This window comes from Gordonia sp. C13, assembly GCF_023218005.1.
Lineage (GTDB): Bacteria > Actinomycetota > Actinomycetes > Mycobacteriales > Mycobacteriaceae > Gordonia > Gordonia namibiensis.
On sequence record NZ_JALPSY010000001.1, the window covers coordinates 393,519 to 420,127 of the forward strand.

The 26,609-nt window shown below is 67.2% G+C and carries 24 protein-coding genes; 5 read left to right on the forward strand and 19 right to left on the reverse strand.

The features are described from left to right. Window positions 1–6 precede the first annotated feature (6 nt). The 5 genes from M1L58_RS01845 to M1L58_RS01865 all read right to left on the reverse strand — a co-directional run bounded on the left by M1L58_RS01845 (window position 7) and on the right by M1L58_RS01865 (window position 4,092). Entirely contained in the window at window positions 7–873 is an 867-nt protein-coding gene (locus M1L58_RS01845) for a phosphatidate cytidylyltransferase (RefSeq protein ID WP_006866849.1), read from the reverse strand. Continuing rightward, window positions 870–1,427, reverse strand: coding sequence for a ribosome recycling factor (frr, locus tag M1L58_RS01850; RefSeq protein ID WP_006866848.1), 558 nt, complete (start codon window positions 1,425–1,427; stop codon window positions 870–872). The genes M1L58_RS01845 and frr overlap by 4 nt, the downstream gene beginning before the upstream one ends. A gap of 83 nt (window positions 1,428–1,510) precedes the next feature. Next, the gene (gene pyrH / locus M1L58_RS01855; RefSeq protein ID WP_006866847.1) at window positions 1,511–2,266 is read right to left on the reverse strand and encodes a UMP kinase; all 756 of its coding nucleotides are present in this window, start codon (window positions 2,264–2,266) and stop codon (window positions 1,511–1,513) included. Window positions 2,267–2,299: 33 nt separating this feature from the next. Beyond that, window positions 2,300–3,070 (reverse strand): glucosyl-3-phosphoglycerate synthase, encoded by a 771-nt coding sequence (locus M1L58_RS01860; RefSeq protein ID WP_248657606.1) that lies wholly within the window; start codon window positions 3,068–3,070, stop codon window positions 2,300–2,302. Next, a complete protein-coding gene (locus tag M1L58_RS01865) occupies window positions 3,067–4,092 on the reverse strand; it encodes an alpha/beta hydrolase (protein WP_248657607.1) in 1,026 nt (341 codons plus the stop codon). Before M1L58_RS01865 ends, M1L58_RS01860 begins: the two co-directional genes overlap by 4 nt. A gap of 285 nt (window positions 4,093–4,377) precedes the next feature. On the opposite strand from M1L58_RS01865, the gene M1L58_RS01870 reads away from it, so the two are divergent. Together M1L58_RS01870 and M1L58_RS01875 are read left to right on the forward strand one after the other, a co-directional pair. Beyond that, window positions 4,378–5,799 (forward strand): condensation domain-containing protein, encoded by a 1,422-nt coding sequence (locus M1L58_RS01870; protein ID WP_248657608.1) that lies wholly within the window; start codon window positions 4,378–4,380, stop codon window positions 5,797–5,799. Next, window positions 5,796–7,523 carry an MFS transporter gene (locus M1L58_RS01875; protein WP_308221778.1) on the forward strand — a complete coding sequence of 576 codons (1,728 nt, stop codon included), beginning with the start codon at window positions 5,796–5,798 and terminating at the stop codon, window positions 7,521–7,523. The genes M1L58_RS01870 and M1L58_RS01875 overlap by 4 nt, the downstream gene beginning before the upstream one ends. On the opposite strand, the gene tsf is transcribed toward M1L58_RS01875, so the two are convergent. Continuing rightward, a complete protein-coding gene (gene tsf, locus M1L58_RS01880) occupies window positions 7,495–8,319 on the reverse strand; it encodes a translation elongation factor Ts (protein WP_006866842.1) in 825 nt (274 codons plus the stop codon). The two genes, M1L58_RS01875 and tsf, sit on opposite strands and share 29 nt — an antisense overlap. Before the next feature lie 55 nt (window positions 8,320–8,374). Then, the gene (gene rpsB / locus M1L58_RS01885; protein ID WP_005198990.1) at window positions 8,375–9,196 is read right to left on the reverse strand and encodes a 30S ribosomal protein S2; all 822 of its coding nucleotides are present in this window, start codon (window positions 9,194–9,196) and stop codon (window positions 8,375–8,377) included. Window positions 9,197–9,446: 250 nt separating this feature from the next. Here rpsB and M1L58_RS01890 point away from each other — a divergent pair, with 250 nt between their 5' ends. After that, on the forward strand, window positions 9,447–9,986 hold the full coding sequence (locus tag M1L58_RS01890) for a M23 family metallopeptidase (RefSeq protein WP_374112641.1): 540 nt from the start codon (window positions 9,447–9,449) through the stop codon (window positions 9,984–9,986). Here the strand turns inward: M1L58_RS01890 and M1L58_RS01895 are convergent, their stop codons facing one another. Then, window positions 9,987–10,871 (reverse strand): tyrosine recombinase XerC, encoded by an 885-nt coding sequence (locus tag M1L58_RS01895; protein ID WP_006866840.1) that lies wholly within the window; start codon window positions 10,869–10,871, stop codon window positions 9,987–9,989. 79 nt (window positions 10,872–10,950) lie between these two features. Continuing rightward, window positions 10,951–11,817 carry a siderophore-interacting protein gene (locus tag M1L58_RS01900; RefSeq protein ID WP_006866839.1) on the reverse strand — a complete coding sequence of 289 codons (867 nt, stop codon included), beginning with the start codon at window positions 11,815–11,817 and terminating at the stop codon, window positions 10,951–10,953. A 182-nt stretch (window positions 11,818–11,999) separates the two neighbouring features. Here M1L58_RS01900 and M1L58_RS01905 point away from each other — a divergent pair, with 182 nt between their 5' ends. After that, entirely contained in the window at window positions 12,000–12,593 is a 594-nt protein-coding gene (locus tag M1L58_RS01905) for a TetR/AcrR family transcriptional regulator (protein WP_248657609.1), read from the forward strand. Between the two features lies 1 nt (window position 12,594). On the opposite strand, the gene dprA is transcribed toward M1L58_RS01905, so the two are convergent. Together dprA and M1L58_RS01915 are read right to left on the reverse strand one after the other, a co-directional pair. After that, window positions 12,595–13,731: a DNA-processing protein DprA gene (dprA, locus tag M1L58_RS01910; protein WP_248657610.1), complete on the reverse strand. Its 1,137-nt coding sequence runs from the start codon at window positions 13,729–13,731 to the stop codon at window positions 12,595–12,597. Continuing rightward, complete coding sequence (locus M1L58_RS01915; protein ID WP_248657611.1) at window positions 13,728–15,236, reverse strand: YifB family Mg chelatase-like AAA ATPase; 1,509 nt, start codon at window positions 15,234–15,236, stop codon at window positions 13,728–13,730. The genes dprA and M1L58_RS01915 overlap by 4 nt, the downstream gene beginning before the upstream one ends. Window positions 15,237–15,599: 363 nt before the next feature. Between M1L58_RS01915 and M1L58_RS01920 the strand changes: the two genes are divergently transcribed. After that, complete coding sequence (locus M1L58_RS01920) at window positions 15,600–17,210, forward strand: DUF222 domain-containing protein (protein ID WP_248657612.1); 1,611 nt, start codon at window positions 15,600–15,602, stop codon at window positions 17,208–17,210. 13 nt (window positions 17,211–17,223) lie between these two features. On the opposite strand, the gene M1L58_RS01925 is transcribed toward M1L58_RS01920, so the two are convergent. The 8 genes from M1L58_RS01925 to M1L58_RS01960 all read right to left on the reverse strand — a co-directional run bounded on the left by M1L58_RS01925 (window position 17,224) and on the right by M1L58_RS01960 (window position 26,597). Then, window positions 17,224–17,880, reverse strand: a complete 657-nt coding sequence (locus tag M1L58_RS01925; protein WP_248657613.1) for an SRPBCC family protein — start codon at window positions 17,878–17,880, stop codon at window positions 17,224–17,226. After that, a complete protein-coding gene (locus M1L58_RS01930) occupies window positions 17,877–18,467 on the reverse strand; it encodes a (2Fe-2S)-binding protein (protein ID WP_154881910.1) in 591 nt (196 codons plus the stop codon). The genes M1L58_RS01925 and M1L58_RS01930 overlap by 4 nt, the downstream gene beginning before the upstream one ends. Continuing rightward, window positions 18,464–20,899, reverse strand: coding sequence for a xanthine dehydrogenase family protein molybdopterin-binding subunit (locus M1L58_RS01935; RefSeq protein ID WP_248657614.1), 2,436 nt, complete (start codon window positions 20,897–20,899; stop codon window positions 18,464–18,466). The genes M1L58_RS01930 and M1L58_RS01935 overlap by 4 nt, the downstream gene beginning before the upstream one ends. Then, entirely contained in the window at window positions 20,896–21,768 is an 873-nt protein-coding gene (locus M1L58_RS23435; RefSeq protein WP_248657615.1) for an FAD binding domain-containing protein, read from the reverse strand. The genes M1L58_RS01935 and M1L58_RS23435 overlap by 4 nt, the downstream gene beginning before the upstream one ends. Continuing rightward, on the reverse strand, window positions 21,765–23,153 hold the full coding sequence (locus tag M1L58_RS01945) for an MFS transporter (RefSeq protein WP_248657616.1): 1,389 nt from the start codon (window positions 23,151–23,153) through the stop codon (window positions 21,765–21,767). Before M1L58_RS01945 ends, M1L58_RS23435 begins: the two co-directional genes overlap by 4 nt. Window positions 23,154–23,260: 107 nt before the next feature. Further along, entirely contained in the window at window positions 23,261–24,529 is a 1,269-nt protein-coding gene (locus M1L58_RS01950; protein ID WP_154881907.1) for an FAD-dependent monooxygenase, read from the reverse strand. 5 nt (window positions 24,530–24,534) lie between these two features. Beyond that, window positions 24,535–25,581 (reverse strand): hypothetical protein, encoded by a 1,047-nt coding sequence (locus M1L58_RS01955; protein ID WP_154881906.1) that lies wholly within the window; start codon window positions 25,579–25,581, stop codon window positions 24,535–24,537. Between the two features lie 233 nt (window positions 25,582–25,814). Beyond that, window positions 25,815–26,597, reverse strand: a complete 783-nt coding sequence (locus M1L58_RS01960) for a carbon-nitrogen hydrolase family protein (protein ID WP_248657617.1) — start codon at window positions 26,595–26,597, stop codon at window positions 25,815–25,817. Window positions 26,598–26,609: the final 12 nt, after the last annotated feature.

Below are 26,609 nucleotides of genomic sequence, written 5' to 3' on the forward strand. Positions count from 1 at the left end.
TCTCTCCTACAGGAGAGCCGTCAGCACCGCCCACACCACGAACGCCGAGGGCAGGAGGCTGTCGAGGCGATCCATGATGCCGCCGTGGCCCGGCAGCAGTGTGCCCATGTCCTTGATGCCGAGATCGCGCTTGACCTGCGACTCCACCAGGTCGCCGAGCGTCGCGCACACCACCAGCACCGGCCCGAGGATCAGACCGATCCACCAGTGGCTGCCGATCAGGAACGTGATGCAGCAGACCGCGCCGATCGTGCCGACGAGCAGCGAGCCGACGAGGCCTTCCCACGACTTCTTGGGGCTGATCGCCGGCGCCATCGGGTGCTTGCCGAAGAGCACCCCGGCGGCGTATCCGCCGACATCGGAACAGACCACGACCACCATCAGGGTCGCGACGCGGGCCGCGCCGTCCTCCTGGGTGACCAGGTGGACACCGAAGGAGGCCAGCAACGGCAGCCAGGCCAGCACGAACACCGTGAGGGCAAGGTCCTTGAGATAGTTCTCCGGCGCGTTGGAGATGCCCTGGGCGAGCAGCTTCCACACCATCGACACCAGGACGGTCGCGACGAACGCGACCAGCACGCCGGTGGGCCCGTACGGCCAGCTGACCCAGATGATGGCCTGACCGCCGATGAGCAGCGGCCAGAACGCGACGTTGTGGCCCGCGGTCTGCAGCCGCTTGGTCACCTCCCAGGTCGCGATCGCGAAGGCGACGGCGACGAGGACGTACCAGAGCATCGGCGCGAACAGCAGGATCAGGATGATGCTGACGCCGAGCGTGCCTCCGACCGCGATGGCGGCCGGGAGGTCACGACCTGCCCGCGACTTCTTCTCCGGGCCGGTCTTGTTCTCGGGGTCGGATGCCTTCTCGCTCACACCTCGAGCAATTCGTCTTCTTTGTGCTTCACCAGTTCGTCGACCTGATGCACATAGGTGGCCGTGGTCTTGTCGAGTTCCTTCTCGGCCCGGGTGACCTCGTCCTCGCCCGCCTCGCCGTCCTTCTGGATGCGCTTGAGCTCGTCGGCTGCCTTACGGCGAACGTTGCGGATGGCGACCTTCGCGTCCTCACCCTTGCCCTTGGCCTGCTTCACCAGCTCGCGACGACGCTCCTCGGTGAGCTGCGGGATGGCGATGCGGATGATCGTGCCGTCGTTCGTCGGGTTCACGCCGAGATCGGAGTTGCGGATCGCGGTCTCGATGTCACGGAGCGACGACGCCTCGTACGGCTTGATGACGACCAGGCGCGGCTCGGGCGTGTTGATCGACGCGACCTGCGTCACCGGGGTCATCGCACCGTAGTACTCGATGTTGATCTTGTTGAACATGGCCGGGTTCGCACGTCCGGTGCGGATGGAGCCCATGTCCTCCTTGGCGACGTTGACCGCCTTCTCCATCTTCTCCTCGGCGTCGAGCAACGCGTCGTCGATCATCTTCGTCCTTGTTCCGTTCGGTAGGGCCTGGGCAGGCCTTGTTCTCGTGCGGGGCCGTGCTCTCGTGCGGTTCGCTGGGGCTGCTAGGTGCTGACCAGCGTGCCGATCCGGTCGCCGGCCACCGCTCTGGCGATATTGCCTTGTTGGAGCAGATTGAACACCAAGATCGGCATCTTGTTGTCCATACACAGGCTGAAGGCGGTCGCGTCGGCGACCTTGAGTTCCTTGTCGAGGACCTCGCGGTGGGTGATCTCGGTGAACAGCTTGGCGTCCGGATCGGTGCGCGGATCGGCGTCGTAGACACCGTCCACGGCCTTGGCCATGAGGACGACCTCGGCCTTGATCTCCAGCGCGCGCTGGGCGGCGGTGGTGTCGGTGGAGAAGTACGGCATGCCCATGCCGGCGCCGAAGATGACCACACGCCCCTTCTCGAGGTGACGCTGGGCGCGCAGCGGCAGATACGGCTCGGCGACCTGGCCCATGGTGATGGCGGTCTGCACGCGGGTGCTGATGCCGCGCTTCTCCAGGAAGTCCTGCAGCGCAAGGCAATTCATCACGGTACCGAGCATGCCCATGTAGTCCGAGCGACTGCGGTCGAGGCCGCGCTGCTGTAGTTCGGCGCCGCGGAAGAAGTTGCCTCCGCCGATGACGACGGCCACCTGCACACCGGAGTTGACGACGTCGGCGATCTGATCGGCCACGGTCGCCACGACGTCCGGGTCCAGACCGACCTCTCCCCCGCCGAACATCTCACCACCCAGCTTCAACAGGACTCGTTTGAATCCGGCACGCTCGGCTTTCTTGAGATCGGATGGGGTGGGATCGGGCGCTTCGCTCATTCGCTTCCTCACTCGTCGGTTCGGTGAACTATGTTACGTCCTCGCCGAATGCGACTCGCGACACGCGTACTCCTCGGACCGGGCCGGCACCGGAAACGTCTGCACACACCGGTAGCCGTCGTCTTCGGGCAGAAACTGGGTCAGCGGAGCCTGCGAGTCCTCGATTCCGAGACGTTCGAGCAGGGTGACGACGATCTGGCGCGCCTCCGGACCGAGTTCGACGAGCGGTCGACTCCGCAGTTCCCGGACCCCCAGGTCGGCCTGCCCGACAGCATCGATCCCGTGCTCCGCGACCGTGTCGAGCAGGATGCCGATGTCGACGCCGTGGCCTGGTGCGAACGGGATCGACCTCAGCAGGTCCCGGGTTCCGGCGAGGTCACCGCCGATCGGAGCGATGATCGCCGCGAGTTCGGGACACAGCGACGCGATGAGGGGCCGCACCAGCAACTCGGTGAGCCGACTGCCGCCGGCCGGGACCCGGTGGTACCCCTTGACAAGTTGCACGCCCGGGGACGTCAGGAGCGGACCGAGTAGTCGCGAGACGTCGGCCGGATCGGGGTCCACGACATCACCGTCGAGGAAAACGACCAGATCGCCGGTGGTGGTCGCGAGCGCCCGCCGCAGCACGCCTCCCCGATCCTCCCGCGGACCCGAATCGGCGACGACGATCTCGTCGACGAGCGTCCCGACGAGCGGGGCGACCGAGTCGATGACGGCGGTCGCGGGCATCTCCCCGACGAACGCCGGGACCACCACCGAGACGGTGCGGCCGTCCTTGCACCCGACGAGTTCGCCGGGGGTCACCCGGCCAGCGCCGCGCGGAACTGGGGCCAGGCGCGGTGCAGTTCGTCCTGCCAGTACGGCCACGAGTGGGTGCCGCCCTCGTACAGGTGGAAGGTCGCCGGCACCCCGACCTCGCGCATCCGGCGCTGCAGATTACGGGTGCACTCGGCCGTCGCGGTCTCGATCACCGCGCCCACGGCGAGCTGGTCGAAGAGTTTGGAACCGTTGCCGTCGATGCCCGGCCCGTCGATCGTGTCGTAGCGCCCCGGCGCACCGGAACCGTTGGACACATAGATCGACTTCCCACGGAACGACTCCGCGTGGACGAAGGGATCGTTGGCGCGCCAGGCCGGACTCGTCGGCGGCCCCCACATGTTGAGGGTGTTGCCGTGGCCGCGCCCCTCGACGACCATGCGCACCACGGCCTGACCCAGCGGGTCACTCGTCTGCGCACATCCGCTGAAGGAACCGAGCGCCTCGTACAGCTCGGGCGCGTGCAGCGAGAGCTGGAACACCGACGTACCGGCCATCGAGATCCCGGCGACCGCATTACGGCCGTTGGCGTCGAGACGACGGTCGATCACGTCGGGGAGTTCCTCGGTGAGGAACGTGGCCCATTTTTGCACCCCGAGCACCGGATCCGGACGCTGCCAATCGGTGAAGTAGCTCGCGGCGCCACCCATGGGGACGACCACGTTGACGTGCTGATCGGCGAAGTACGTGCGGATGTCGGTGCGGTCGAACCAACTGCTACCGCCGTCACCGCCGGCGGCGCCGTTGAGCAGGTACAGCGTGGGAGCGGGCCGATCCCCTTTTGCGGGAAGCACTTTCACGGTCATCGTCGTGCGCATGGCGCTCGACCGGACCGTCAGGTCGATCTCGCCCGCACGCTGCACGCGTTCGGCGACGATCGACGCCGGATTCGGTTCCGCCGCAGCAGAACCCGGCAACCCGACCACCATCGCCAGCACCGACAGCGCGACGAGGCCCACCGCTCCGATGACACGGCGACCGTTCACCCCGGCGACATCCTGTTCGTTCATCCACTCCGCTTTCCTGCAGCACGACCGCCGATGCGAGCCACATCACATCGATGCGGAGGCAGTCTGCCGGACAAATCGAGCGGTGTCCAATGCGGTCAAATGTCCAGGACTTCAGACTTTTTCACACAAATCAGACACTTTCACCGGAAAACTGTTCTGGTGAACCGAATCTCGGGTACCGTCCCTGCGATCGTCGAAACTTGTCAGTCAGCCGAATGACAACACTCGTAAATCAAATTGCATCGCCCGCAAGTAAATCCCCTTCAGCAAAGAGGTGGTCACACCATGATTAAGTTCGGACTGATCGAGGAGTGGGATCCGCGCCCCGGTCACCTGACGAGTTGGGTGGCCTCACTCGCCTCGGTCACCACGGCGGGCCTGGCGCCCGTCCACCCCGTCCCCGCCTCGCACCAGCAGGAGGAATACCTGAAGGTTGCGTGGCGCAACGAATCTGCCGGTTTCCGGTTCGCCCGGTTGTGCCTCATGGCGTTCGATGTCAACGCCCCTCTGGACGTCGATGCGATGACCACGGCGGTCAATCAGTTCGTCCGGCGCCACGACAGCTTCCGTTCGTGGTTCTCCATGGAGGACGACGGTTCGGTGCTTCGCCACCTCGTGCCGACCGAAGACATCGAGATGGTGCCGGTCGATCACGGAGACCTCGACGCCGAGCGGCTTTGCACGCTCGTACAGGAAGAGACCTCGGGTCCGTTCAACTGGGACTGCTTCACCTTCGGTGCGATCGAATGGGAGGGCGGTTTCACGATCTACGCGGCCGTCGACCACCTCAACACCGACGGCATCTCGCAGGCGTCCACCTGCCTGGAGCTGATGACGCTCTACATGAACGCCGCGTTCGACGCCGGCGCCGAATTGCCTCCCGTCGGAAGCTATATCGACTACTGCGCCCGGGAACGCGCCATCTCGCGGCAGCTCACCCGGCACTCCCCCCACGTCGAACGGTGGATCGACCTGGTCCGGGCCAACGAGGGCCGGCTGCCGAGTTTCCCGCTCCCCCTCGGCACCGACACCCAGGGGTACACGCGGAGCGCGCTCATGAACGCGACAGTGTTCGACGAGGCCGCCGCCCAACGCTTCGAGGACGTCTGTCGCGACCTGGGTTCCAACGTGATCGCCGGGATCATGGCCGTCGCCGCGCTGGTCTACGCCGAATTCACCGGCAGGAGCGACTATTTCGGCATGACGCCGAAGAGTACCCGGTCCGGTGCCGAGGAGATGAACTCGGTGGGCTGGTTCACCAGTCTCATCCCGGTTCCGCTGACGGTCGATGACACGACGTCGTTCCGCAGCCTCGCACCGCAGGCCGCGCGGAGTTACGCCACCGGAAAAGAACTGACCGACATCTCGTTCCACCGGGTACTGCAGCTCGCCGAACCCGAGGACGGCCTTGACGTCAAACCGGGCTGGTCGGTACCGATGGTCTCCTACGTCGACGTGCGCAAGTTGCCGGGCGTGGAGATCTTCGAGGCCGGGAACGGTTGCCTCTTCGGGAACCGCGGGAGCAGCGAGGAGGTCTACATGTGGGTGAACCGCTTCCCCACGACCACCTCGATCACATTCCTCTACCCGAACACCGACATCGCACGGGAATCGGTGCAGCGCTACGTCGAACGCTTCGTCGACGTCATCAGCGCGGTGGCCGACCAGGGTGACTACCAACCGTCGTTGCCCGCACTCACATCGTGACGGCGGGCCCGGCGTGGCTGGCCCTCGCCGGATGCCTGCTGGGCGTGTTCATGCAGATGCTGGACACGACCATCGTCAACATCGCGTTGCCTGATCTCACCGTCGACCTCGGGGCATCGAGCTCACAGCAGCTTCTGGTGCTGACGGTGTACACGTTGTCGTTCGCGTGCACCCTGCTCACCGCGGCCACCCTCGGCGGCCGGTACGGGCGTCGCCGTCTGTTCGTGATCGCGATGGTCGCGTTCACCGTCACCTCCATGTTGTGCGGTCTCGCAACGGATCCGGTGATGCTCATCGTCTTCCGGGGTGCACAGGGTGTCAGCGCCGCCTTGATGTCGGCCCAGACGCTGGCCCTCATCGCCGCCCTGTTCACCAGGGAGCGCCACGGGCTGGTCTTCGGCATCTACGGCGCGGTGGCGGGACTGGCCGCGATCCTCGGTCCCGTCGTCGGCGGGTTGCTGGTGCACGCCGACATCGCCGGATGGGGTTGGCGCACCATCTTCTTCGTCAATCTCCCGCTCGGCGTGCTCGCGTGCGTACTGGCGTGGCGTCGACTCCCGGCCGCGCTCGATCCTGATCCGGACCGTCCGGACATCGTCGGCATGGTGATCTCGGCCTCCGCACTGTTCCTGCTGCTGTACCCGGTGGCGGTGGGCCGGGAACAGCAGTGGCCGGCACCGCTGTGGATCATGCTCGGTGCCGCCGGCATCCTGTCGGTCGTCTTCGTCTGGCACCAGAAACGCCTTGCCGCGCAGGGCGGGACGCCGCTGCTGCGCATGACGCTCTTCTCGTCGCGCCGGTTCGCGGCCGGACTCGCCATGTCGCTGTTGTTCTCCAGCGTGTTCGCGGGCTTCTTCTTCACCGTGTCGATCTCGGCGCAATTCGGTCTCGGGTACTCGGCATTGGACACCGGGCTCCTCGCGTTGCCGTTCGCCGGTGGTGCCGCCGTGGGGTCGGTCGCGTCACCGTGGGCGGTCGCCCGCATCGGGGCGCCCCGGGTTCTGCTCGGCGGTGTGGTCACGGTCGGGGTGGCGTTCGCGTGGATCGCACTGACGCTCGACCCGGCGTCGGAAATCCTTCCGGTGAGCGCGATCCTGGTTCCCCTTGTCCTCGGCGGGGTGGGTACCGGATTGTTCGTCGCGCCCCTGCAGGCGGTCATCCTCTCCGACACCTCGCCGGAGACGGTCGGGTCGGCCAGCGGCACGATCCCCACCGTGCAGCAGATCGGGGCGTCGATCGGCCTGGCGCTGGTGACCATGTTCTTCTTCGGTCAGGTGGCCGGACAGACCGGTACCAGCGTGCCCGCGGTGCGGGCCGAACTGACCGTCGCACTGGAGGATTCGCCGGTGGACCCGATGTTCCGGCCGGCCGTCGCCGACCGGTTCGCCTGGTGCGCGTCGCAACAGCTCACCTCAGCGCATCCGGAACGACCGGCCCCCGGGTGCACCGGCACCCCGACGAACAGCGCGGTCGCGGCGATCGCCGCCGAGGCGCAGCCCTACACGCAGGAGGCGGCGCGGTCCGTCACCGCCCGCACCTTCCTGGGTGCGTTCCGCACGACGCTGTGGGTGCTCGCCGCACTCGCCATCGGCATCGGCGGCATCACTTTCGTGTTGCGGCGCAACGACAACCGCCCCGCCTCCACGATGGGAGACGGGGCGGTCGAGTCGTCATCCGGGGAGACCCCGGAAGCGATCAGGCCTGTCCGACCTCGAAGCGGGTGAAGCCCTTGACGGTCACACCGGCCTCGTCGAGCAGAGCCTTGACGGTCTTCTTCGAATCCTGGACCGACGGCTGGTCGAGCAGCACGACGTCCTTGTAGAAGCCGTTGACGCGACCCTCCACGATCTTGGGCAGAGCCTGCTCCGGCTTGCCCTCCTCCTTGGCGGTCTGCTCGGCGATACGACGCTCGTTCTCGACGACGTCCGCGGGGACCTCTTCGCGAGTGGCGTACTTGGCCTTGAGAGCTGCGACCTGCATGGCGGCGCCGCGAGCAGCCTCCTCGGCACCCTCGCCCTCACCGGTGTAGGACACCAGCACGCCGACGGCGGGCGGGAGGTCCGAAGCACGCTTGTGCAGGTACACGGCGACCGGGCCGTCGTAGAAGACGACGCGACGGAGCTCGAGCTTCTCGCCGATCTTGGCCGAGAGCGCGGCGATGGCCTCATCGACCGTGCCGCTGCCGAGAGCAGCCTTCTTCAGCTCCTCGACATCGTTGGTCTTGGCCTCGGCGGCCGCGGTGACGATGTCATCGGCGAGCTTCTGGAACTCGTCGTTCTTGGCGACGAAGTCGGTCTCGGAGTTGATCTCGATCAGGGCGCCGCCCTTGGCGGCGACCAGGCCCTCGGCGGTGGAGCGCTCAGCGCGCTTGCCCACGTCCTTGGCGCCCTTGATGCGCAGCTCCTCGACGGCCTTGTCGAAATCACCGTCGTTGTTGGCCAGCGCGTTCTTGCAGTCCAGCATTCCAGAACCGGTGAGTTCGCGAAGTCGCTTCACATCGGCTGCGGTGTAGTTCGCCATCGTTGGCGAGCCTCCTTCGAAAGAGTGTGGTGGGACCGAATTGCTGCGGCAGGTGTTACTGGGCAGCCGGTGCGTCGGTGGCTGCTTCGCCACCGGCCGGAGCCGCGGCCTGGGTCAGCAGTTCCTGCTCCCACTCGGCGAGCGGCTCGCCTGCGGCTGCTTCCGGCTTGGCGTCGCCACCGGCGGCGCCGGCGCGGGCCTGCAGGCCCTCGGCGACGGCCGAGGCCACGACGCGGGTCAGCAGAGCAGCCGAACGGATGGCGTCGTCGTTGCCCGGGATCGGGTAGTCGACGAGGTCGGGGTCGCAGTTGGTGTCCAGGATCGCGATGACCGGGATGTTCAGCTTGCGAGCCTCACCGACGGCGATGTGCTCCTTGTTGGTGTCGACGACCCACACGGCCGAGGGGACCTTGGCCATGTCGCGGATACCGCCGAGCGTGCGCTCGAGCTTGTTCTTCTCGCGGGTCAGCATCAAGATCTCCTTCTTGGTGCGACCCTCGAAGCCACCAGTCTGCTCCATGGTCTCCAGCTCCTTCATGCGCTGGAGACGCTTGTGCACGGTGTTGAAGTTGGTGAGCATGCCGCCGAGCCAACGCTGGTTGACGTAAGGCATACCGACGCGGGTGGCCTCAGCGGCGATGGACTCCTGAGCCTGCTTCTTGGTGCCGACGAACAGGATGGTGCCGCCGTGGGCGACGGTCTCCTTGACGAACTCGTAGGCCTTGTCGATGTAGGTCAGCGTCTGCTGCAGATCGATGATGTAGATGCCGTTGCGGTCGGTGAAGATGAATCGCTTCATCTTCGGGTTCCAACGGCGGGTCTGGTGCCCGAAGTGTGCGCCGCTGTCAAGCAGCTGCTTCATGGTCACGACAGCCATGAGATTTCCTTTTGTCGCAGTTGTCTGTCGGCACCGGGTTGGTGTCCGACCCTGGCGCCTGCCGGCGGAATGTCACCCGATTCCGGTCGATGACCGGGTCCGGGACTGCACATTCGGCGTGTTGTCGCAGGCGCGCGAAGTCACCCCATCAACAACCGATGAGGTGCGGACGAGAGTTTACGCGCGTCGACCAGCGAAAACCAAAACGCTCCGGCCCCCTGCCCCGGCGATGGATCCGGATCGCGCTCCGGTGCGTCCAACAGGAGTGCACACCTCGTGTTCCCGCACCGCGCTGGCGGCGTCCTTGTTCCTGGCCATCCTGTGCTCGACACCGTCCCAGGGTAATGCCGCGCCGCGTACCTATTCCGCTCCGCTGTCACCGCGTCCCACCGTCGTGACCGGCTTCGATGCGCCGGAGAAACGGTGGCAACCGGGTCATCGCGGCGTCGACCTCGCGGCCGTGCCCGGTGTCGCGGTCTCTGCGGCCGGTGCCGGCCGGGTGCGGTTCGCGGGTCGGGTGGCGGGTCGTCCGGTGGTCTCGGTGCAGCACCCGGACGGGCTGATCACCACCTACGAGCCCGTCGAGGCGTCCGTCGACGAGGGCGACCATGTGTACCGGGGCGAGCCGATCGGCACGCTCGTCGCCGGGCATCCGGGATGTCCGACGCTGGCGTGTCTGCACTGGGGCGCACGACGCGGGGCCGGGCGCGATGCCGAGTACCTCAATCCCCTGGGGCTGCTCGGAGCCGTGCGGGTGCGGCTCAAACCGCTCGGCCCGGAGCCGCCGTGATCACGCTCGAGGATGGGCCTGACGGTGCACCGCGCGGAGGCGTTCGACGCTCACATGGGTGTAGATCTGCGTCGTCGCCAGTGAGGAGTGCCCGAGCAGTTCCTGCACGACGCGTAGGTCGGCACCACCTTCGAGAAGGTGTGTCGCGGCGCTGTGCCGGAGGCCGTGCGGTCCCATCGCCGGGCCACCGGCGGCCTGGACCGCCTCCGACACCACCGACCGTGCCATCCGCTGGTCGAGTCTTCCGCCGCGCGCGCCGAGGAGCAGCGCCGGTCCGGATGCCTCGGTGGCCAGCGCCGGACGCCCGCGTCGCAGCCAGTCGTCGATGGCCTTGGCCGCGGGTTCGCCGTAGGGCACGGACCGTTCCTTGTCGCCCTTGCCGATCACGCGCAGGATTCGACGCCCCGTGTCGATGTCGTCGACGTCGAGACCACACAATTCGCCGACGCGAATACCGCTGGCGTACAACAATTCCAGGATCAACCGGTTCCGGAGTGCGATCGGGTCGCCGGGATCGCGCTCCTGCGCGGTCGCTCCGATCGCGGCGTCGGCCTGTCCGGGTGCGAGGACGGCCGGAAGTGTGCGGTGGGCTTTCGGCGCCTTGAGTCGCTGCGAGGGGTCAGCGGCCATGATGCCCTCGCGAACCGCCCACGCGCAGAAGGTCTTCGCCGCGGAGACCTGTCGCGCGATTGTCGTACGGGCGGCGCCGCGTTGCGTCAGCTCGGCCAGCCAGGCCCGCAGAAGGGCGAGGTCGATGTCCGCCGCGGCCACTCCCCGGGCACCGGCGAACGACAGCAACGCACGCGCACCACCGACGTAGGCGCGGATGGTGTGTTCACTGCGACCCTTCTCCAGGCGCAGGTGATCGGCGAAGTCGTCGAGCATGCCTGCCAGCACATCGCGCGCCGGGGGCGGGTGCAACCCCACACGCGGTGCCGTGGCCGGATCGATGCCTGCCGCGTGCCTATCGGCCGGCCGGTGCGGCTTCCTCGGCAGCGCGTAGCTCGGCCTTCCAGGTCCGGAAGCCTTCTTCGGTGCGGCCGCGGCGCCAATATCCGGAGATCGAGGCGTTGGCCGGGCTGACCTTGCGTTCCTTGCGGATGTAGCTGCGCAGGTTGTGCATGACGGCCTGTGCCTCACCGTGGATGAAGACATGCGGTTCGCCGTCGAGCCATTCCGCGTCGCGGACGGCTGCGATCAGGGGCGCGTTGTCGCCGGCGACCGAGTCGTCGACCTCGCCGGCCGGTCCGCCACGGTGGACCCAGACGATCTCCGCACCCGGGGGTGCGATGAGGTCGAGCTCGTCCTCGGGTCCGGCGACCTCGATGAACACCTTGGCGATCGCGTCGGCGGGAAGCGATTCGAGAGCGGCGGCCACGGCGGGCAGCCCGGCCTCGTCGGCGGCGAGGAGGTGCCACGGGGCATCCGACTTGGGCCGATATCCACTGCCCGGGCCGATGAACCGCACGGTCTCCCCCGGCTCCACCGATGCGGCCCACGGTCCGGCGATGCCCTCGTCACCGTGGACGACGAAGTCGACGAGGATCTCGCGCGCCTGCGGGTCGACGCGGCGGACGGTGTAGGTGCGCAGGACCGGTTGCTGCTCGGGCGGCAGCGTCGCCCGGACCTCGGCGAGGTCGAAGGGCTCCGGGTAGGTCACGCCCTCCGGCGCGAAGATGAATTTCACGTACATGTCGGTGTCGGCGTCACCGGAAGCACCGACCGCCACCTGGAAGTCGTCGAACCCGTCGCCGCCGAGGTACAGCCGGACGAAGTGCGGGCTGATCTGCTCACGACGGAGCACCGTCATCGTGTTCACGCGCTTGGCCATGGAACCTCCTTGTCGCGTTCACCTTACGCCTATTACTTAGGCGAACCTAAGACGCGGTGCCGGTTTGTCCGAGGAAGCCGTTGGAGGCCCCTTGTAAGGTTTTCTCACGATCAAGCGATGTGATCCGAGAGTTCGCAATTCTTCAGATCAGACGTCGCGAGACCCCGACCAGAGGCGATTCCATGCCGGAGCAACCAGTGGAACCCCGATCCGTAGTGAACAGTGCTCCCGTCCGTAGCTCGCGTCTGGGCGCCGACGACTGGCTCGACGCCGCCGTGGAGGTTCTCCTCGAAGACGGCATCGACGGTCTGAAGATCTCCCGCCTGAGCGCCCGACTCGGGGTCACCAAGGGCAGTTTCTACTGGCATTTCACCGACATCGCGACGATGAAGTCCGAACTCGCCGACCACTGTCGCAAGGGTCAGGCCGCCGCCGTGGCGCGGATGGCGGACCTCGAGGAGCTCCCGCCGGTCGAGCGCATCGAGGGTATGGCGCAGCTCGTGTCCGATCCGCGCAGGTGGCGGATGGAAGCCGCGATGCGCCGGTGGGCCGAGACCGACGGGACGATCGCCGACTCGATCTCCGAACTCGACGGCCAGATCTTCCAGATGTCCCATCAGGCGATGCGCGAACTCGGCTTCGACGAGGCCGAGGCCCATGCCCGCGCGACGACGCTGCTCTACGCGGGGATCGGCTTCGTCCACGCGCACGGACGGCTCGGTGAAGCGACGGCCGACGACCTGCGCATCTTCCTCGACATCCTGACGCGCAAGTGAGTCAGCCGGAGGCCAGTCGCCACTGACCGCCGACGTTCTCCACCAGCCCGTCGATGTCCAGTCGCGCCAACGCCGCCCGGACGACCGGCACCTCGAGTCCTGCCGCGAAGGCGATCTCCTGGATCCCCACGCCACCCCTGCCCGGAATTGCGTCGTGCACGCGCAGCTGCTCGGCGCTGAGGCCATCGGTTCTCTTCACCCTCCCCCGGCCGATGTCTCCCCCGCCGTCGGGCCGGACGAGGTTCACCGCCGACGCGACGTCGGAGACCAGCACCGCCAGCCCGTCGGCGATCATCCGATGACATCCGACGGAGGTCGCCGACGTCACCGGTCCCGGCACCGCACCGAGTGGCCGACCGAGTTTCCGCGCCCAGGCGGCGGTGTTCGCCGCGCCCGAACGTCTGCCGGCCTCCACGACGACGGTAGCCCCCGACAGTGACGCGACCAGCCGATTGCGCGTCAAGAACCGATGTTTGGCGGCTGTCGTGCCCGGCGGGTACTCGCTGATGATCGCGCCGGTCCGGGCGATCTCCGCCAGCAGCGCGGAATGCGCGGCCGGATAGTCGCGGTCGATGCCGCAGGCCATCACCGCCGCGGTGACCCCGCCGGCCGCGACAACGGCGCGGTGCGCCACCCCGTCGATCCCGAAGGCGCCACCGGAGATCACCGCGAAACCCTCGCCCGACAGCCCCGAGGCCAGCATCTGCGTGACGTGCCCGCCGTAGGACGACGCTGCGCGGGACCCGATGAGCGCGATCGAGGCCGCGGCGAGATCGTCGAGCCGCGCCGGACCACGCACCCAGAGGGCCAGTGGCTCGCCGCCGCGTGCGGCGGTGTCGGCCTGGCCGAGGGCGAGGAGCGACCAGGCCGGCCACTCGGGATCGGATCGGGTGACCAGCCGTGCACCGATCGCGGCGGCCGCGTCGAGATCCTCGATCGCACGGTCGGATTCGTACCGCGCCGCGGTTGCCGCCAGAACCGGTTCGTGACCGTCCGGGACAGCGCGTTCACGAATCGCCGATGCCGCGTCGACCGCACCGACCTGGTCCACCAGGGTGATCACGTCCGCACACGGCGGCTCGGCCACGCGTGCCAGGTAGGCCCACGCCGTCAGCTCCGACGGGTACTTGCCACTCACCACGTTGCTCCTCGGTCTCGGTACAGAAGTGCCTGTGCGACATCGTCTTCGACGGGACTCTCGGTGCCCCGCAGATCGCTGAGGGTCCAGGCCAGTCGCAACGCCCGGTCGGCGCCACGTGCCGTCACCCGGCCGTCCCGGAGGAACAGTTCGATGGGACGTAGGGACTCCGGTGGTAGCCGGAACTTCTGCCGTAGGGCCGCGCCCGGCACCTCGGCGTTGGTGCGCCACCCGAATTCCGACCACCGTTCGATCGCTGCCGCACGCGCGGCGGTGACTCGTGCCCGCACCTCGGCACTCGACTCCCCTGCACCGCTCATCAGCGCCGCATTTCCCGGTGGGTCCATACGGACACGGATGTCGACGCGGTCGAGCAGGGGTCCGGAAAGCTTGCCCAGGTAGCGTCGTCGGACCACTGCCGTGCACACGCAGTCGACATCATGCGCGGGTGCACACGGACACGGGTTCGCCGCGAGAATGAGCTGGAACCGCGCCGGATACGTCGCGACCCCATCCCGCCGCGGCACCCGCACCTCGCCGTCTTCCAGTGGTTCCCGCAGGGATTCCAGGACTTTCGCGCTCATCTCGGCGCATTCGTCGAGGAACAGCACACCCCGATGTGCCTTGGAGACCGCGCCCGGCCGGGCGAAGCCGGTACCGCCGCCGAGCAGCGCCGTCGTCGACGAACTGTGGTGCGGAGCGACGAACGGCGGCTCGGTGATGAGCGGGCGACCCGGTGACAGCTCCCCTACGAGCGAGTGGATCGCCGTCACCTCGAGCGAGTCCTCGACACCCAGTGGCGGCAGAATGCCGGGGAGGCGTCGTGCGAGCATCGTCTTCCCGATACCCGGCGACCCGGTCATGAGGACGTGATGCGCTCCGGCCGCAGCGATCTCGAGTGCGTGCCGTGCCTCGTGCTGCCCCACGACGTCGGCCATGTCCGGAATCGGTGGCGGCTTCGTGGTCGGCGTCCGGTGGAAGTCGTCGAGAACGAGATCACCCGCAAGCCAGGCGACCACCTCTTTGAGACTCGTCGCGCCGCCGACGTCCATCCCGTCGACCAGCGCCGCTTCGGCTACCGTCTCGATCGGTACCACCGCACGCCGATAACCCGCCTGTCGCGCGGCGATCACCGCCGGCAGCACTCCGCGTATCGGCCGGACGTTCCCGTCGAGGCCGAGTTCGCCGAGGAAGATCGTCGACGTCAACTTCTCCGACGACACCTGTTCGGTCGCAGCCAGAATCGCGATCGCCATGGCCAGGTCGAAACCCGAACCGACCTTCGGCATGTCTGCCGGCGAGAGCGCCACCGTCACCTTCAGGTCGGGGAACTTGAATCCCGAGTTCTTGACCGCCGCCCGCACCCGGTCGCGCGCCTCGCGCACCGACGGATCGGGGTTACCGGTCACCGCGAAGCCGGGCAACCCCGATCCGACACTGGCCTGCACGTCGACGACCCGAGCGGCGAAGGCATTGAGCCCCACCGACTGTGTTTGCCCCAACATGGAGCACAGTCTGTCGAAGGATCACGCCGGCGAACCGGCCTACAGTCGCCCGGCGAGTGATCTGTGGATCACCTCTCCGATATCCACATCACCGGCTTGATCGGCAGCCCTGCACACCTTCGGTGTCGCATGCGACTTCATCTCAGCCAACCTTGTTGCGGCGCATCTGTGTAGCGAGATGACGCCTGTGGATGACGGTCCGGGTTTGTCGGTGGTCGGGTCTACATTGGTTGTCAGTAGGTGAGCCGATCGATCGGGTCGGCGCCGCAACACTTCTGGGGGCAGGGTGTCGGGGAATCGGATCGATCCGAAGGGCGGGTATCTCGCCGGGATCGATCCTGCCCCCCCCCCTACGTCGCCGACATGTACTCCCTCATGGACGAACTCAAGGCGTCTCAGCGTCGCGAATCCCACGAACACTGGGCCCGATACAAGACGGTGCACGCGATCGCCGAACGCTGCATGAGCACCCGCAACACCTTCGACGGCGGGATCGTCGTCACCGGTGAGGCCGAGTGCGTCCAGCGGGTGTCGCGCCAGCTGTCTTTGACACGACGCCAAGCCGAGATCCTCATCGACGAAACCATCACCCTGCACGAGAACCTCCCCGGGGTACTGGACACCCTGCGCGACGGAATCACCACCCGCTGGCAGGTGCAGGTGATCGCGTCCCGCACCGCACTCGTCCCGCCCGACTCATCGATCACTCCCACCCTCGACGCCGAGATCGCCGCCACTCTCCGCAACAGAAAGGGCTCTTGGACGCGAGCCCGGCTGCGCGACATGGTCGACCGCCTGGTCTTCCGTCACGACCCAGACCTGGTCCGCGAACGCCGCAAAGAAGCGCTCGACAACCGCGGGATGCATACACACACCCTCGACGACGGCACCGCCGAGATCACCGGAGTGATGGCCGCGGAGAACGTGCGTATCGCCGCCAAGGCCGTTCGCGTGCTGGCCGATTCGGTGTGCAAGCACGACGGCCGCACCGTCGGACAACGCAACTCCGACGCCATGTTCGCCCTCCTGACCGGCACTCTGTTCGAATGCTGCTGCGATCGTGACAACTGCACAGCCGAGGTTCCCGAACCCGGGGCGGCGGTCACGGCGGTGCGCAGCGAGATCGTCATCCACGTCGTCACCGATGCCGCGACACTGGCCGGCGCACCCGGGATCGGCTGGATCGACGGGCACGGCGTCATCTCCGATGAGCACGTCCGCGACCTCGCCCACCGACCCGACGCCACCATCAAACCCGTGACTCCGGTCCGCACGGCACCCACACGAGTTGCGGCCGAGACGCCCTCGCCGGCAAGCAAGCACGACGAGCGTGACGCACACGACCGCGAAGCCAGACGCCCGCAACCCGCAGCCGCACCGATCGCTGAGCCGACCGCGCCGAACGGTGCCGAAGCAACGCCACCGGATGTGGTAGTCGTCTATCCCGGTTCCCAGCCGTCCGACCCCTACCGCCCGACCACCGCCTGTGCCGACTTCGTCCGCATCCGCGACGGCTACTGCACCGAACCGGGGTGCGAGCAGTCCTCTTTCACTTGCGACCTGGACCACGTCGCCGAGTTCGACCGTCAGCGCCCGACCCGCGGTGGACTCACCTCCAGTGAGAACCTCAACGCCAAATGCCGCTTCGGGCACCTGCACAAAACCTTCGGCGACTGGATCGACGTCCAGTACCGCGACGACGACGGCCGTCTGGTCACCGAGTACGTCACCCCAGAGGGCTACCGCATCCGCGGCGACGCCGAAACCCTCGAAGATCTGTTCCCCAACCTGCGCCGCATCCGCTTCGAGCAACCTGCTCAAGCGCCACCCACCCCACGGATCATCACCGGTGACCACACCCCGACGCCGACCAACCGAACCGCCGCGAAGCACGCCCGGCGGAGGGCCGAACGTGCCCGCAACAAGCGAGAGCGTGAGCGTCGCCAGGTCGAGGACGGCCCGGCGCCGTTCTGACTGGCAGTCCGTGTCAGCGTCGGCCGAAAGCCCGTGCGATGAGCAACCCTTCGGCGATACCGGCCACGAAGATGCCGGCGTAGGTGACGGCCTTCGCCGTCCCGGCCGGCAGGAACGCCATCATGTCCAGGTCACCCGAGCCACCCGCGGCCGGTTGCGGAACAGGCGCCGGCGAGGACGCAGCAGCAGCAGCCGACAGACCGGGCTGTGCGGTCACGGCGGGCGCCGGTCCGGTGAGCAGTGCCGAGACGTTGTCGGCGAACTGCCCCATGATCTTGTTGGACACGGCGACGATCGCGGACTTGCCGAAGGCGACGATTTTGCCGCTGAGCAACACGTCCGTGTCGACGCGGAGTTGGGAGCCGGTGCCGTCGGGCACAACTGCCAACCGCACGCTCGCCTGAGCGCCGCCGTTGCCGTGCGAGTCCGCTCCCGAGCCCTCCATGACCAGCGTGTAGTTGATCTCGTCGATCTCGACGAACCTCAGGGTTCCCTGGTACGCCGCGGCGATCGGGCCGACCTTGACCTTGACCCCGCCGGTGTAGGCATCCCCGTCCCGACCGGTCAGGGTTGCGCCGGGAACACAGGTGGCGACCCGCTCCACATCGTTGATGAGGGTGAACACCTCGGACGGAGGTGCGGCAATGGTGACCGTGTTCTCCAGTTTCATCGCGAAATCTCCTCTGTCGTGGTGTCTTCGGTCGTCGGCGAGCTGTGGCCGCACATCCCGGGCCCTCCGTCGTGGCCTTGCCTGCGTAGCTCGGCACATTCGACGATGCTGTCGACGATGGTCTGGTAGCCGGTGCAGCGGCAGTAGTTGCTCGCCACCACCTCGCGCACCTCCTCGCGGGTCGGTGCGGGGTTCTCGGCCAGGTACCCCTCCGCGAGCATCAGGAAGCCCGGCGTGCAGAACCCGCACTGCAGGCCGTGGTTACGGGAGAAGCAGCTCTGCAGATCTCCCAGAGACCCGTCGGACTCCTCCAGCGATTCGACCGTGGTGATCTCGTGGTTCTCGGCCTGGACCGCGAACATCAGGCACGAACGCGCCGGCGCCCCGTCGACGAGCACCGTGCAGGAGCCGCAGACGCCGTGTTCGCAGCCGACATGGGTTCCGGTGAGCCGCAAGTCGTGGCGCAGCGCGTCGACGAGGGTTCTGCGTGGTTCGGTGATCAGTTCGCGCGTGACGCCGTTGACCCGGAGTTCGATCAGGACCTTCTCGGCCTCGGTGGGCCCGGCGCTCTCTTCGGTGGATGTCATCTCTGCTCCCCTTGTCGTTCGGTGTATCCGTCGGCCGCGTCGTGACCGTGGGCGCCGGCGAGAGCTGCCGCCACCATGTGCGGATGGATGGGTGTGTTGTCCAGTTCGATCCCCGTCGACGACAGGGCATCGTTGACGGCGTTGAGGACCGCTGCCGGAGCCCCGATCGTGCCACCCTCGCCGGCGCCCTTGGCCCCGGATTCGGTGAACAGGCAGGGGGTCTCGAGGTGCGAGATGCCGACGTCGGGGATCTCGGAGGCGGTCGGGACCTGGTAGTCGATGAAGCTGGCGACCAGCGGTTGTCCCGTCGGGTCGTAGGTGACCTCCTCGAACAGCGCGCCCGCGATGCCCTGGGCGATGCCGCCGCGGGCCTGCCCGTCGACGACCTGCGGGTTGATCGCGACCCCGCAATCCTCGACGCAGTAGTACCGAAGGATCTCGACTTTGCCGGTGCCCGGGTGTAATTCGACGACGACGCCGTGGGTGGCGTTGGAGAACGTTCCGTCGCCTGCGACGTCGAAACTGGCCGTGGCGTTCAGACCCGGCTCGCATTCCTTGGGCAGCAGATGCGCCTTCAGGTAGGCCACGTCGGCGATGTCCCGATAACTCAAGCCACGCGTCGGCTCGTCGACGAGTTCGACGCGCCCTTGGCCGAGTCGAACGTTCTCGCGGTGTGTGTCGAGCAGGTGGGCTGCGATGTCGAGGAGTTTCTCACCGAGCTTGCCGGCCGCGAGTGCTACGGCGCTGCCGCCGATGGTGATCGACCGGCTCGCGAAACTGCCGAAGCCGTAGGTGATCCGCTCGGTGTCACCTTGCGAGATCCGCACCTGCTCGATGGACAGACCGAGGCGGTCGGCGACGATCTGCGCCATCGTCGTCTCGTGACTCTGGCCGTGGCTGAGCGTTCCGGTGGTGACCACGACCGTTCCGCTGGTGTCCATCCGGATCTCCGAGATGTCGAATCCCGGGACGACGTCCATCTTGCGGGCGGCGAAGGCGGCCGACCCGTAACCGGTCCGTTCGCTGAAGCAGGAGAAGCCGATACCGACGTGCCGGCCTTCCGCCCGCGCCTCGTCACGCAGGGTGAACCATCCCTCGTCGGCCAGGACGGACTCGCACAGGTCCAGGGACTCCCGATAGGAGCCGGGATCGTAGGTCACGTTGTTGACCCCGGTGTAGGGAAATACGTCGATCAGGTTCTGCCGGCGCACTTCGAGCGGGTCCATCTCGAGTTCGCGGGCCGCGCGCTCCATCAGGCGCTCCATGACCATGACGTACTGCGGGCGGCTCACGCCTCGATACGGCGCGGTCGGGGCCTTGTTGGTGGTGATCGCGCGGGCCCGGACCCGGTACTCCGGCACCCGATACACCCCTGGCATCTCCGTTGCGGCCATCAGCGGTTCGATACCCGCGGTGAACGGGTAGCAGCTGTAGGCGCCCATGTCGCAGACAACATCCGCGGCCAGCGCGAGAATCGAACCGTCGGCAGCGAACGCCGCCTTGGCCTCGTAATGCTGCTCGCGTGCGAGGAACGATGCGGTCAGGGCGTCGCGTCGGTCCTCGATCCACTTGACCGGCCGGCGCAACCGGAGCGCGGCGGCAGCCACCGCGACCTCTTCGCGTCCGACGACGCACTTGATACCGAAGCCGCCGCCCATGTCGGGGACGATCACACGGACCTTGCGTTCGTCGATACCCAGGCACTTCGAGATCACGGTGCGGACCTGATGCGGAACCTGACTGGGCGTGTGGACCACGAGCTGTTCGTTGCGTTCGTCCCATTCGGCGATCGCGCCGCGGGTCTCCATCGGGAGCGCATTCTGCCGCCCGGTCGAACAGGTCACGGACACAACGCAATCGGCGCTCTCGAAGGCCTCGTCGACGCCCTCGGTGTCGAACATCGACACGTCGACCAGGGTGTTGTTCGCCGCGGCGGCATGCACCAGCGGCGCCTCGGGCGCCAGCGCATCGGTCATACCGGTGATCGCCTGGGTGTAGTGGTAGGTCACCTCCACCGACTCGAGCGCGTCCTCGACCCGATACGCGTCCTCGGCCACCACGATCGCGATCGGTTCACCGACGTACCGCACCTCGCGGTCGGCGAGGATCGGCATCTCGGTCGGCACGAACTCCGACAGCGGCCGGTCGAGCGACGGGGCCATCGGGGCCAGGCCCAGGTCGGTCGCGGTGAAGGCGGCGCAGACTCCCGACATCTCGCGTACCCGGTCCAGCCGGAGGTCGGCGAAGGTCCCCGCTGCGATGGTGGAGCGGACGAACTGGGCATGGACCATGCCGGGCAGCTCGATGTCGTCGAGGAAGCGGCCGGTGCCGCGGAGGAGGCGTCCGTCCTCGCGGCGTCGTACGGATCGTCCGACCCATGAGCCGCCTCGGAGCATCGTCTCCGGCCCGGTCAACGACGGTGCTGACATCATCGGCTCCTGACTTCGTCGGGCGCTGCTGACCACAGCGCGGAACGGATCTGCGTACGGGCCACCCCGCGTACGTATTCCGGGTCGGCCTGATCGGTGAGGTCCAGCTCGGCGACGGCGGCCTCCACACAGGCATCGACCAGGTGTGGGGTGAGTTCCCCACAGTCGGCCAGCACCTCACCGGCGGCGGCGATCGTCACCGGCACCGGCTGTGTGCCCGCCAGCGCGACGCGACCCGCCCGGACTCCGGCAGCCGGATCGACGTCGAGATCCACCCCGGCGGCGACGACGGCGAAATCCCCGTGCCGATTGGCGAACTCGGCGACCGCCGCATTCGGCGCCGGACGCGGGAACCGCAACTCGGTGATGAGTTCGTCCTCGTCGAGTGCGGTGGCGAAGAACCCGAAGAAGAACTCGTGGGCATCGATGACGCGTTCCCCGCGCACCGAGGTGACCACGATCTGCGCATCCAGCAGTTCGGCCAGCAGGCACCACTCGGCGGTGGCATCGGCGTGGGCCAGACTGCCGCCGACGGTCCCCCTGGTCCGGATGGGCAGGTGCCCGATGTAGGGCATCGTTCCGGCGATGACCCCGAACCCGTTGTCGGTCAACACTTCTTGCGCCTTCTCGACCCGATGATGGGTGGTGAGCGCACCGATCCGCAGCTCCGCCGGCCCCACGTCCAGGTAGTCGAGTTCGTCGACTCCCCCGATGTCGAGGAGGTCACTCGGGCGAGCGAGTCGGAACGCCATCATCGCGACGAGCGACTGGCCGCCGGCGAGGATCTTGGCATCCTCACCGAGTTCGGCGAGGAGGCGGCAGGCCGTGGAGACCGAACTAGCCCGGTGATATCCGAAGGACGAGGGTTTCACGAGGTGACACCGTCGGCGATGGGGGTTTCCGGTTCCACGCCGATGTCGTCGAGTTCACGTCCCTTCGTCTCCGGCGATCCGACGATCATCCAGCACACCGCGGCCAGGACCAACACACCGGCGATGGCGAAGGTCGCGGTCAAGCCAACCACCGGCCACAGGAGGGTGCCGAACAACAGCGGCGCGAACCCGGTGGCCACGCGGCTCACTGCCGACGCCCACCCGAAGCCGCTGGCCCGGATCTCGGTCGGATAGAGCTCGGAGACATAGGCATACAGAACCGGGATGGTCAGCTGGATCAGGAAGCCGAAGATGCAGAGGAAGACCAGCGAGATGGTGCCGGCGTTCAGGGTGGCCGCGAAGAGTGCGACGGCCAGCCCGGCCAGCGGACCCGAGAGCCCGATCACCCATTTGCGTCCGTAGGCCTCGCACAACCACGCCGAGGTGAGGACGCCGACGATGCCCACACCGGTCATCAGGGTCGTCCCGGCGAATGCCGCGGTGTCCCCGTGGCCCTGTTCACGCAGAATCGAGGGCATCCAGCTCAAGGCTGCGTAGTAGAGCAACATGATCGTGATGAACAGGGCCCAAGCCGTCGCGGTGATGCGCGGGTTGAACCGCCACACGTCGCGCAGCTGGGTGATCGCGATACGCCACGACATCTTCTCCGCCGGAGCAGGATCGGAGATCGTGTAGACCTCGGGCTCTGCTCCGGTCCGCGCCACCATGTCGTCGATCACCGCACGGGCTTTGTCGGCCTGCCCGGTCCGGGCGAGGTAGATCGGCGACTCGGGAATGCCCCGCCGCACCCAGAACAGCAACAGTGCGGGCAGCACCATGAAGATCAACATCGCACGCCACCGGGTGTCGGCCTCGACCGGGACCAGGAGCGTTGCCACCACGCCGCAGATGGTGCCTCCGATCGGCCACCACACGTCCATCGCGGCCAGGATGCGGCCGCGCAGCCGACGTGGCGAGAACTCGCTGACCAGCGCGTAATCGACTGGTATGCAACCACCGAGGCCGAAGCCGGCGAGGAACCGGAAGAGGATGAACATCTCGAAGTTCACCGAGAAGGCGCCGATGACCGAGAAGAGCGCGAAGATCAGCATCGTGACGCTGAAGGCCTTCTTGCGACCCATCTTGTCCGCGATGCTGCCCCAGACCACCGCTCCGATGGCCATGCCGATCAGGTTCGCCGTGGCCACCAGGCTCCGGGTACCCAGATCGAGGTCCCAGTAGTCGCCGACTAGTGGGGTGAGGAACCCGTTCAGGACGACGTCCCATGCGTCGAACATGTAGCCCAGGCCACCGATGATGAAGATCCTGCCCTGGACATTCCATTTCCATGGCAGTGCTTGAACGACGCTCTCGCCGGATTTCATGTGTACTCCGTGTGTGACGTAGTGGTCTGCGCCTGGGCATCTACCTCGGCGCAACGATCAATCAACCGACGCGTCGTTGCGGCACAGCTGATTTCAGGGTTGGTGCATCATTTCGCGAACTTGTACTCAAAGCTCTCGTTGTCGGGGTCGTTGAGTGGCGTCCCACTCCACAACCAGCGGTACGACACGACGGATTCGCCGTCGAACTCGGCCAGTTTCCGGTCACGCGCCTGTTGCTCGGGCCCGTCGTGCAGGTGGTAGAGCGACATGTTCGCCAACGACGCGTCCTGGACCATGCCGGCATGCTTCGCGCGGCGCGAGACGTAGCGGATCAGCGCCGAGTCGATACCGTCCCGGGTGACCTGGCCGAGTTCCTCGGCGAGGACCGCGGCGTCCTCCATGGCCTGCGAGGCGCCCTGCGCCTGGTACGGCAGCATCGCGTGACACGCATCCCCGAGGAGGGCGACCCGGTCGGTCACCCACACCGGATCCCGCCGCCGGTAGTACAGCGCCTGCACAAGGATGTCGTCGTCGGCCTTCGACAGCATCGCCGGCACCCGCTCATCCCAATCGGCGTACTGGGCAGCCAGTTCCGCGGCCGTCGCGGTTCGCGGTCCGTTGTCCCGAACCTCATCGGTGCACGGGACCAGGGCCACGACGTTCAGGTATTCGCCGCCGCGCAGCAGGTAATGGACGAGGTGACGGTCCGGCCCGTACCAGATCGCCGACTGGAATCGGTCGAACACGAATCGTGTGGCCGGGTCCTTGAAGATCCGCTCCCCGGGAATCAGTGCGCGGTAGGCCATCTCACCGGAGTAGACCAGCGTGTCGTCGAATCCCGCCAGGTCGCGGACGGAGGAACGGACACCGTCGGCGCCGATCACGACGTCGGCACTGTAGGTTTCCCCGTCCGCGGTGCCCACCTTGGGGCGTGTCGGGTCGGACTGGTCGAGCGAGACGACCCGGCTGTCGGTACGGAAGTCGACCGCGGGGCCCGGCTGGTCCGGATCGCTGCAGGCGTGGACGAGTACCGAGTGCAGATCGGCCCGGTGGTAATGCCAGTACGGCGCAAGGTAGTTCTCCTTGCAGAACCGGCCGAGCGAGGTCTGGCCGATCACCGATCCGTCCGCCCAACGCCGGCGGATCTGGTCGAGGGGTTCGGTCTTGATCGCCTCGAGTTTCGACCTGAGCCCCATTCCCATGAGGACGCGACTCGCGTTCGGTGCGGTCTGGATACCCGCACCCACCTCGCCGAGTTCCTTGGCGGCCTCGAGGACGGTGACCCGAAGTCCCCTGCGGCGCAGTGCCAATGCCGCGGTGACACCGCCGAGTCCGCCGCCGACGACGATGACCTCGAAGGACTGTGTGGCAACCATCTGCCTCAGCCCTCCGTGACCAGATCGTCGACGAGGGCGCCGTCGCTGACCACCGGTTCGCCGTCGAGAGTGATCGTCATGCCGCGCTGCGCGATGTCGAGGTGGGCGTAGGAATCCCGGCCCAGAACGGGGTGTGGCCCGGTGGACCACAGGAAGTTGCCGGCATAGGCGCGTGCGTCCATTCCCATGATCTCGTCCTTCGCGTACATCGCGGTCGCGAACCAGTCGCCGCTCCGCATCAGACCCCAGCCCATGTGGGACAGGTAGCGCGCCCATTTGTCGTCGGAATCGTCGAGGAAGTACGAGAGCATCCGTGCGTCGGCACCTCCGCTGACGTCGACGATCTGACCGTTGCTGACGGTCAGCACCGCCGTGTCGCGCACGTACTCCTTGAACGGGAGGACGATGTCCCCCTTGTCGAGCACGATGGTGCCGTTGGAGATCTCCGGCCAGCACAGGACCATCGTCGACGGCCAATGATCCCAGCGCCCCGGATCGTCGGCGTAACCGACCTGGAATTCCGGTGCGCTGTTGCGCAATTCGACCGTCAGGTCGGTTCCCGCCGCGGAGGTCACCCTCATCGTCGATGCCGTCCGGATGCGGTCGACGCCGCGCTGGACCCGGTCCTTGTCCGCGCGAGCGGGCATGTTGCGGATCAGGACCTCCGGCGCGTCGCAGACGAAGATGATCCGGGTCCCGGCCGCGAGGATCTCCTGCTGCACGGGTGCGTGGATGAAGCCCTCGCGGGTCAGATCGACGACGAGGTCGGCCCGCTTGAGGGTGTCCTGGGCGACCTGGTCGGCGAGCACCGACTGCAGACCGGGCCCCGCACCGGTGTGGGTGCTCGGCAGCGGCGCCGGGCTACCGCCGGGAGCGGTCAACACCAGGACGTGCGCGCCGAGCGACTGTGCCGCGCCGAAGGCCGCGGCGATGTAGTCGTCGCGGCTGGTCGGCTCGGTCAGCACCACCACGTGTTCGCCCTTGGCCACGTTGCAGAGCTCGAGTTCCTGCGTGAAGGCGGCGAGAAGATCCATTCCCTGTAGGTCAGGCATGTGCATCCTTGTTCGATAGGTCCGTAGTGCGATCCCGGCCGGGTGACGACGTCGGTAGCGGCTCGGCACGGTCGATCACCGTGTTGCGCCCAGAGGGCGGACAATCGCTTGTGCAATCGGTTGCGTCCACGCTATACGCGGACTCCGTATGGGGTAAATACGTCCGGGTGCTTGTTCACAGTGCGTTAACAACCTCACCGTAACCCGCGACGTCCATTATTGGTCGTTGTTTCTCAGTTGTCCAGCGCTGCAAAAGAATTGATCGACTTCAGGTCTTCCAGATAGGGCAGCTGCGCCCGTGCGCGGTCGATGTCCGCGAGGTCGATGACCACACCCGCCGCGTCCGGGACGTCGCCGAGTTGCACCAGGCGCCGACCGAACGGATCCACGATGGTGCTGTGGCCGGCGAACGGCTGACCCCGCAGGTTCTCCGAACACAGTCCCGCACCGGCCACGATGCAGCCGTTCTCCACGGCTCGGGCACTGGTGAAGAGCTCCCACACGTGGCGGCGCGGACGACCGAAAGCCGCTGGCACCGCAATGATCTCGGCACCCGCGAGGACGAGTTCACGAACGACTTCGGGGAAGCCGATCTCATAACAGATCGGCACACCGATGGTGATTCCGTCCACCTCGGCGAGCAACGCCGCCCCGCGGCCGGCCGTGAAGGTCGCGCGTTCGTCGCCCCAGAGGAAACGCTTGGCGCCGACGTACTGCCGTCCGTCCGCGGCCAGGATGATCGAGGCGTCGTACAGCACACCGTCGTCGTCGAGCAGCGGGAGCGCGGTGACCAGGGTGACCTGATGAGCGATCGCCCACTGACCCAACAGATCTCGCGCACGTAGCGAGGCGTCGGCCGCGATCCCTCGCTGGTCGACCGTCAGGTCGTAACCGGTCATGGCGAACTCGGGGATCACGATGACGTCGGCCCCGGCACCGCGGAGCTCGTCGATCCGGCCGGAGATCTCGCGGAAGCGGGCACCCGGGTCCTCACCATCGGCCCTGGTCTGCACCACTCCGATTCCGAG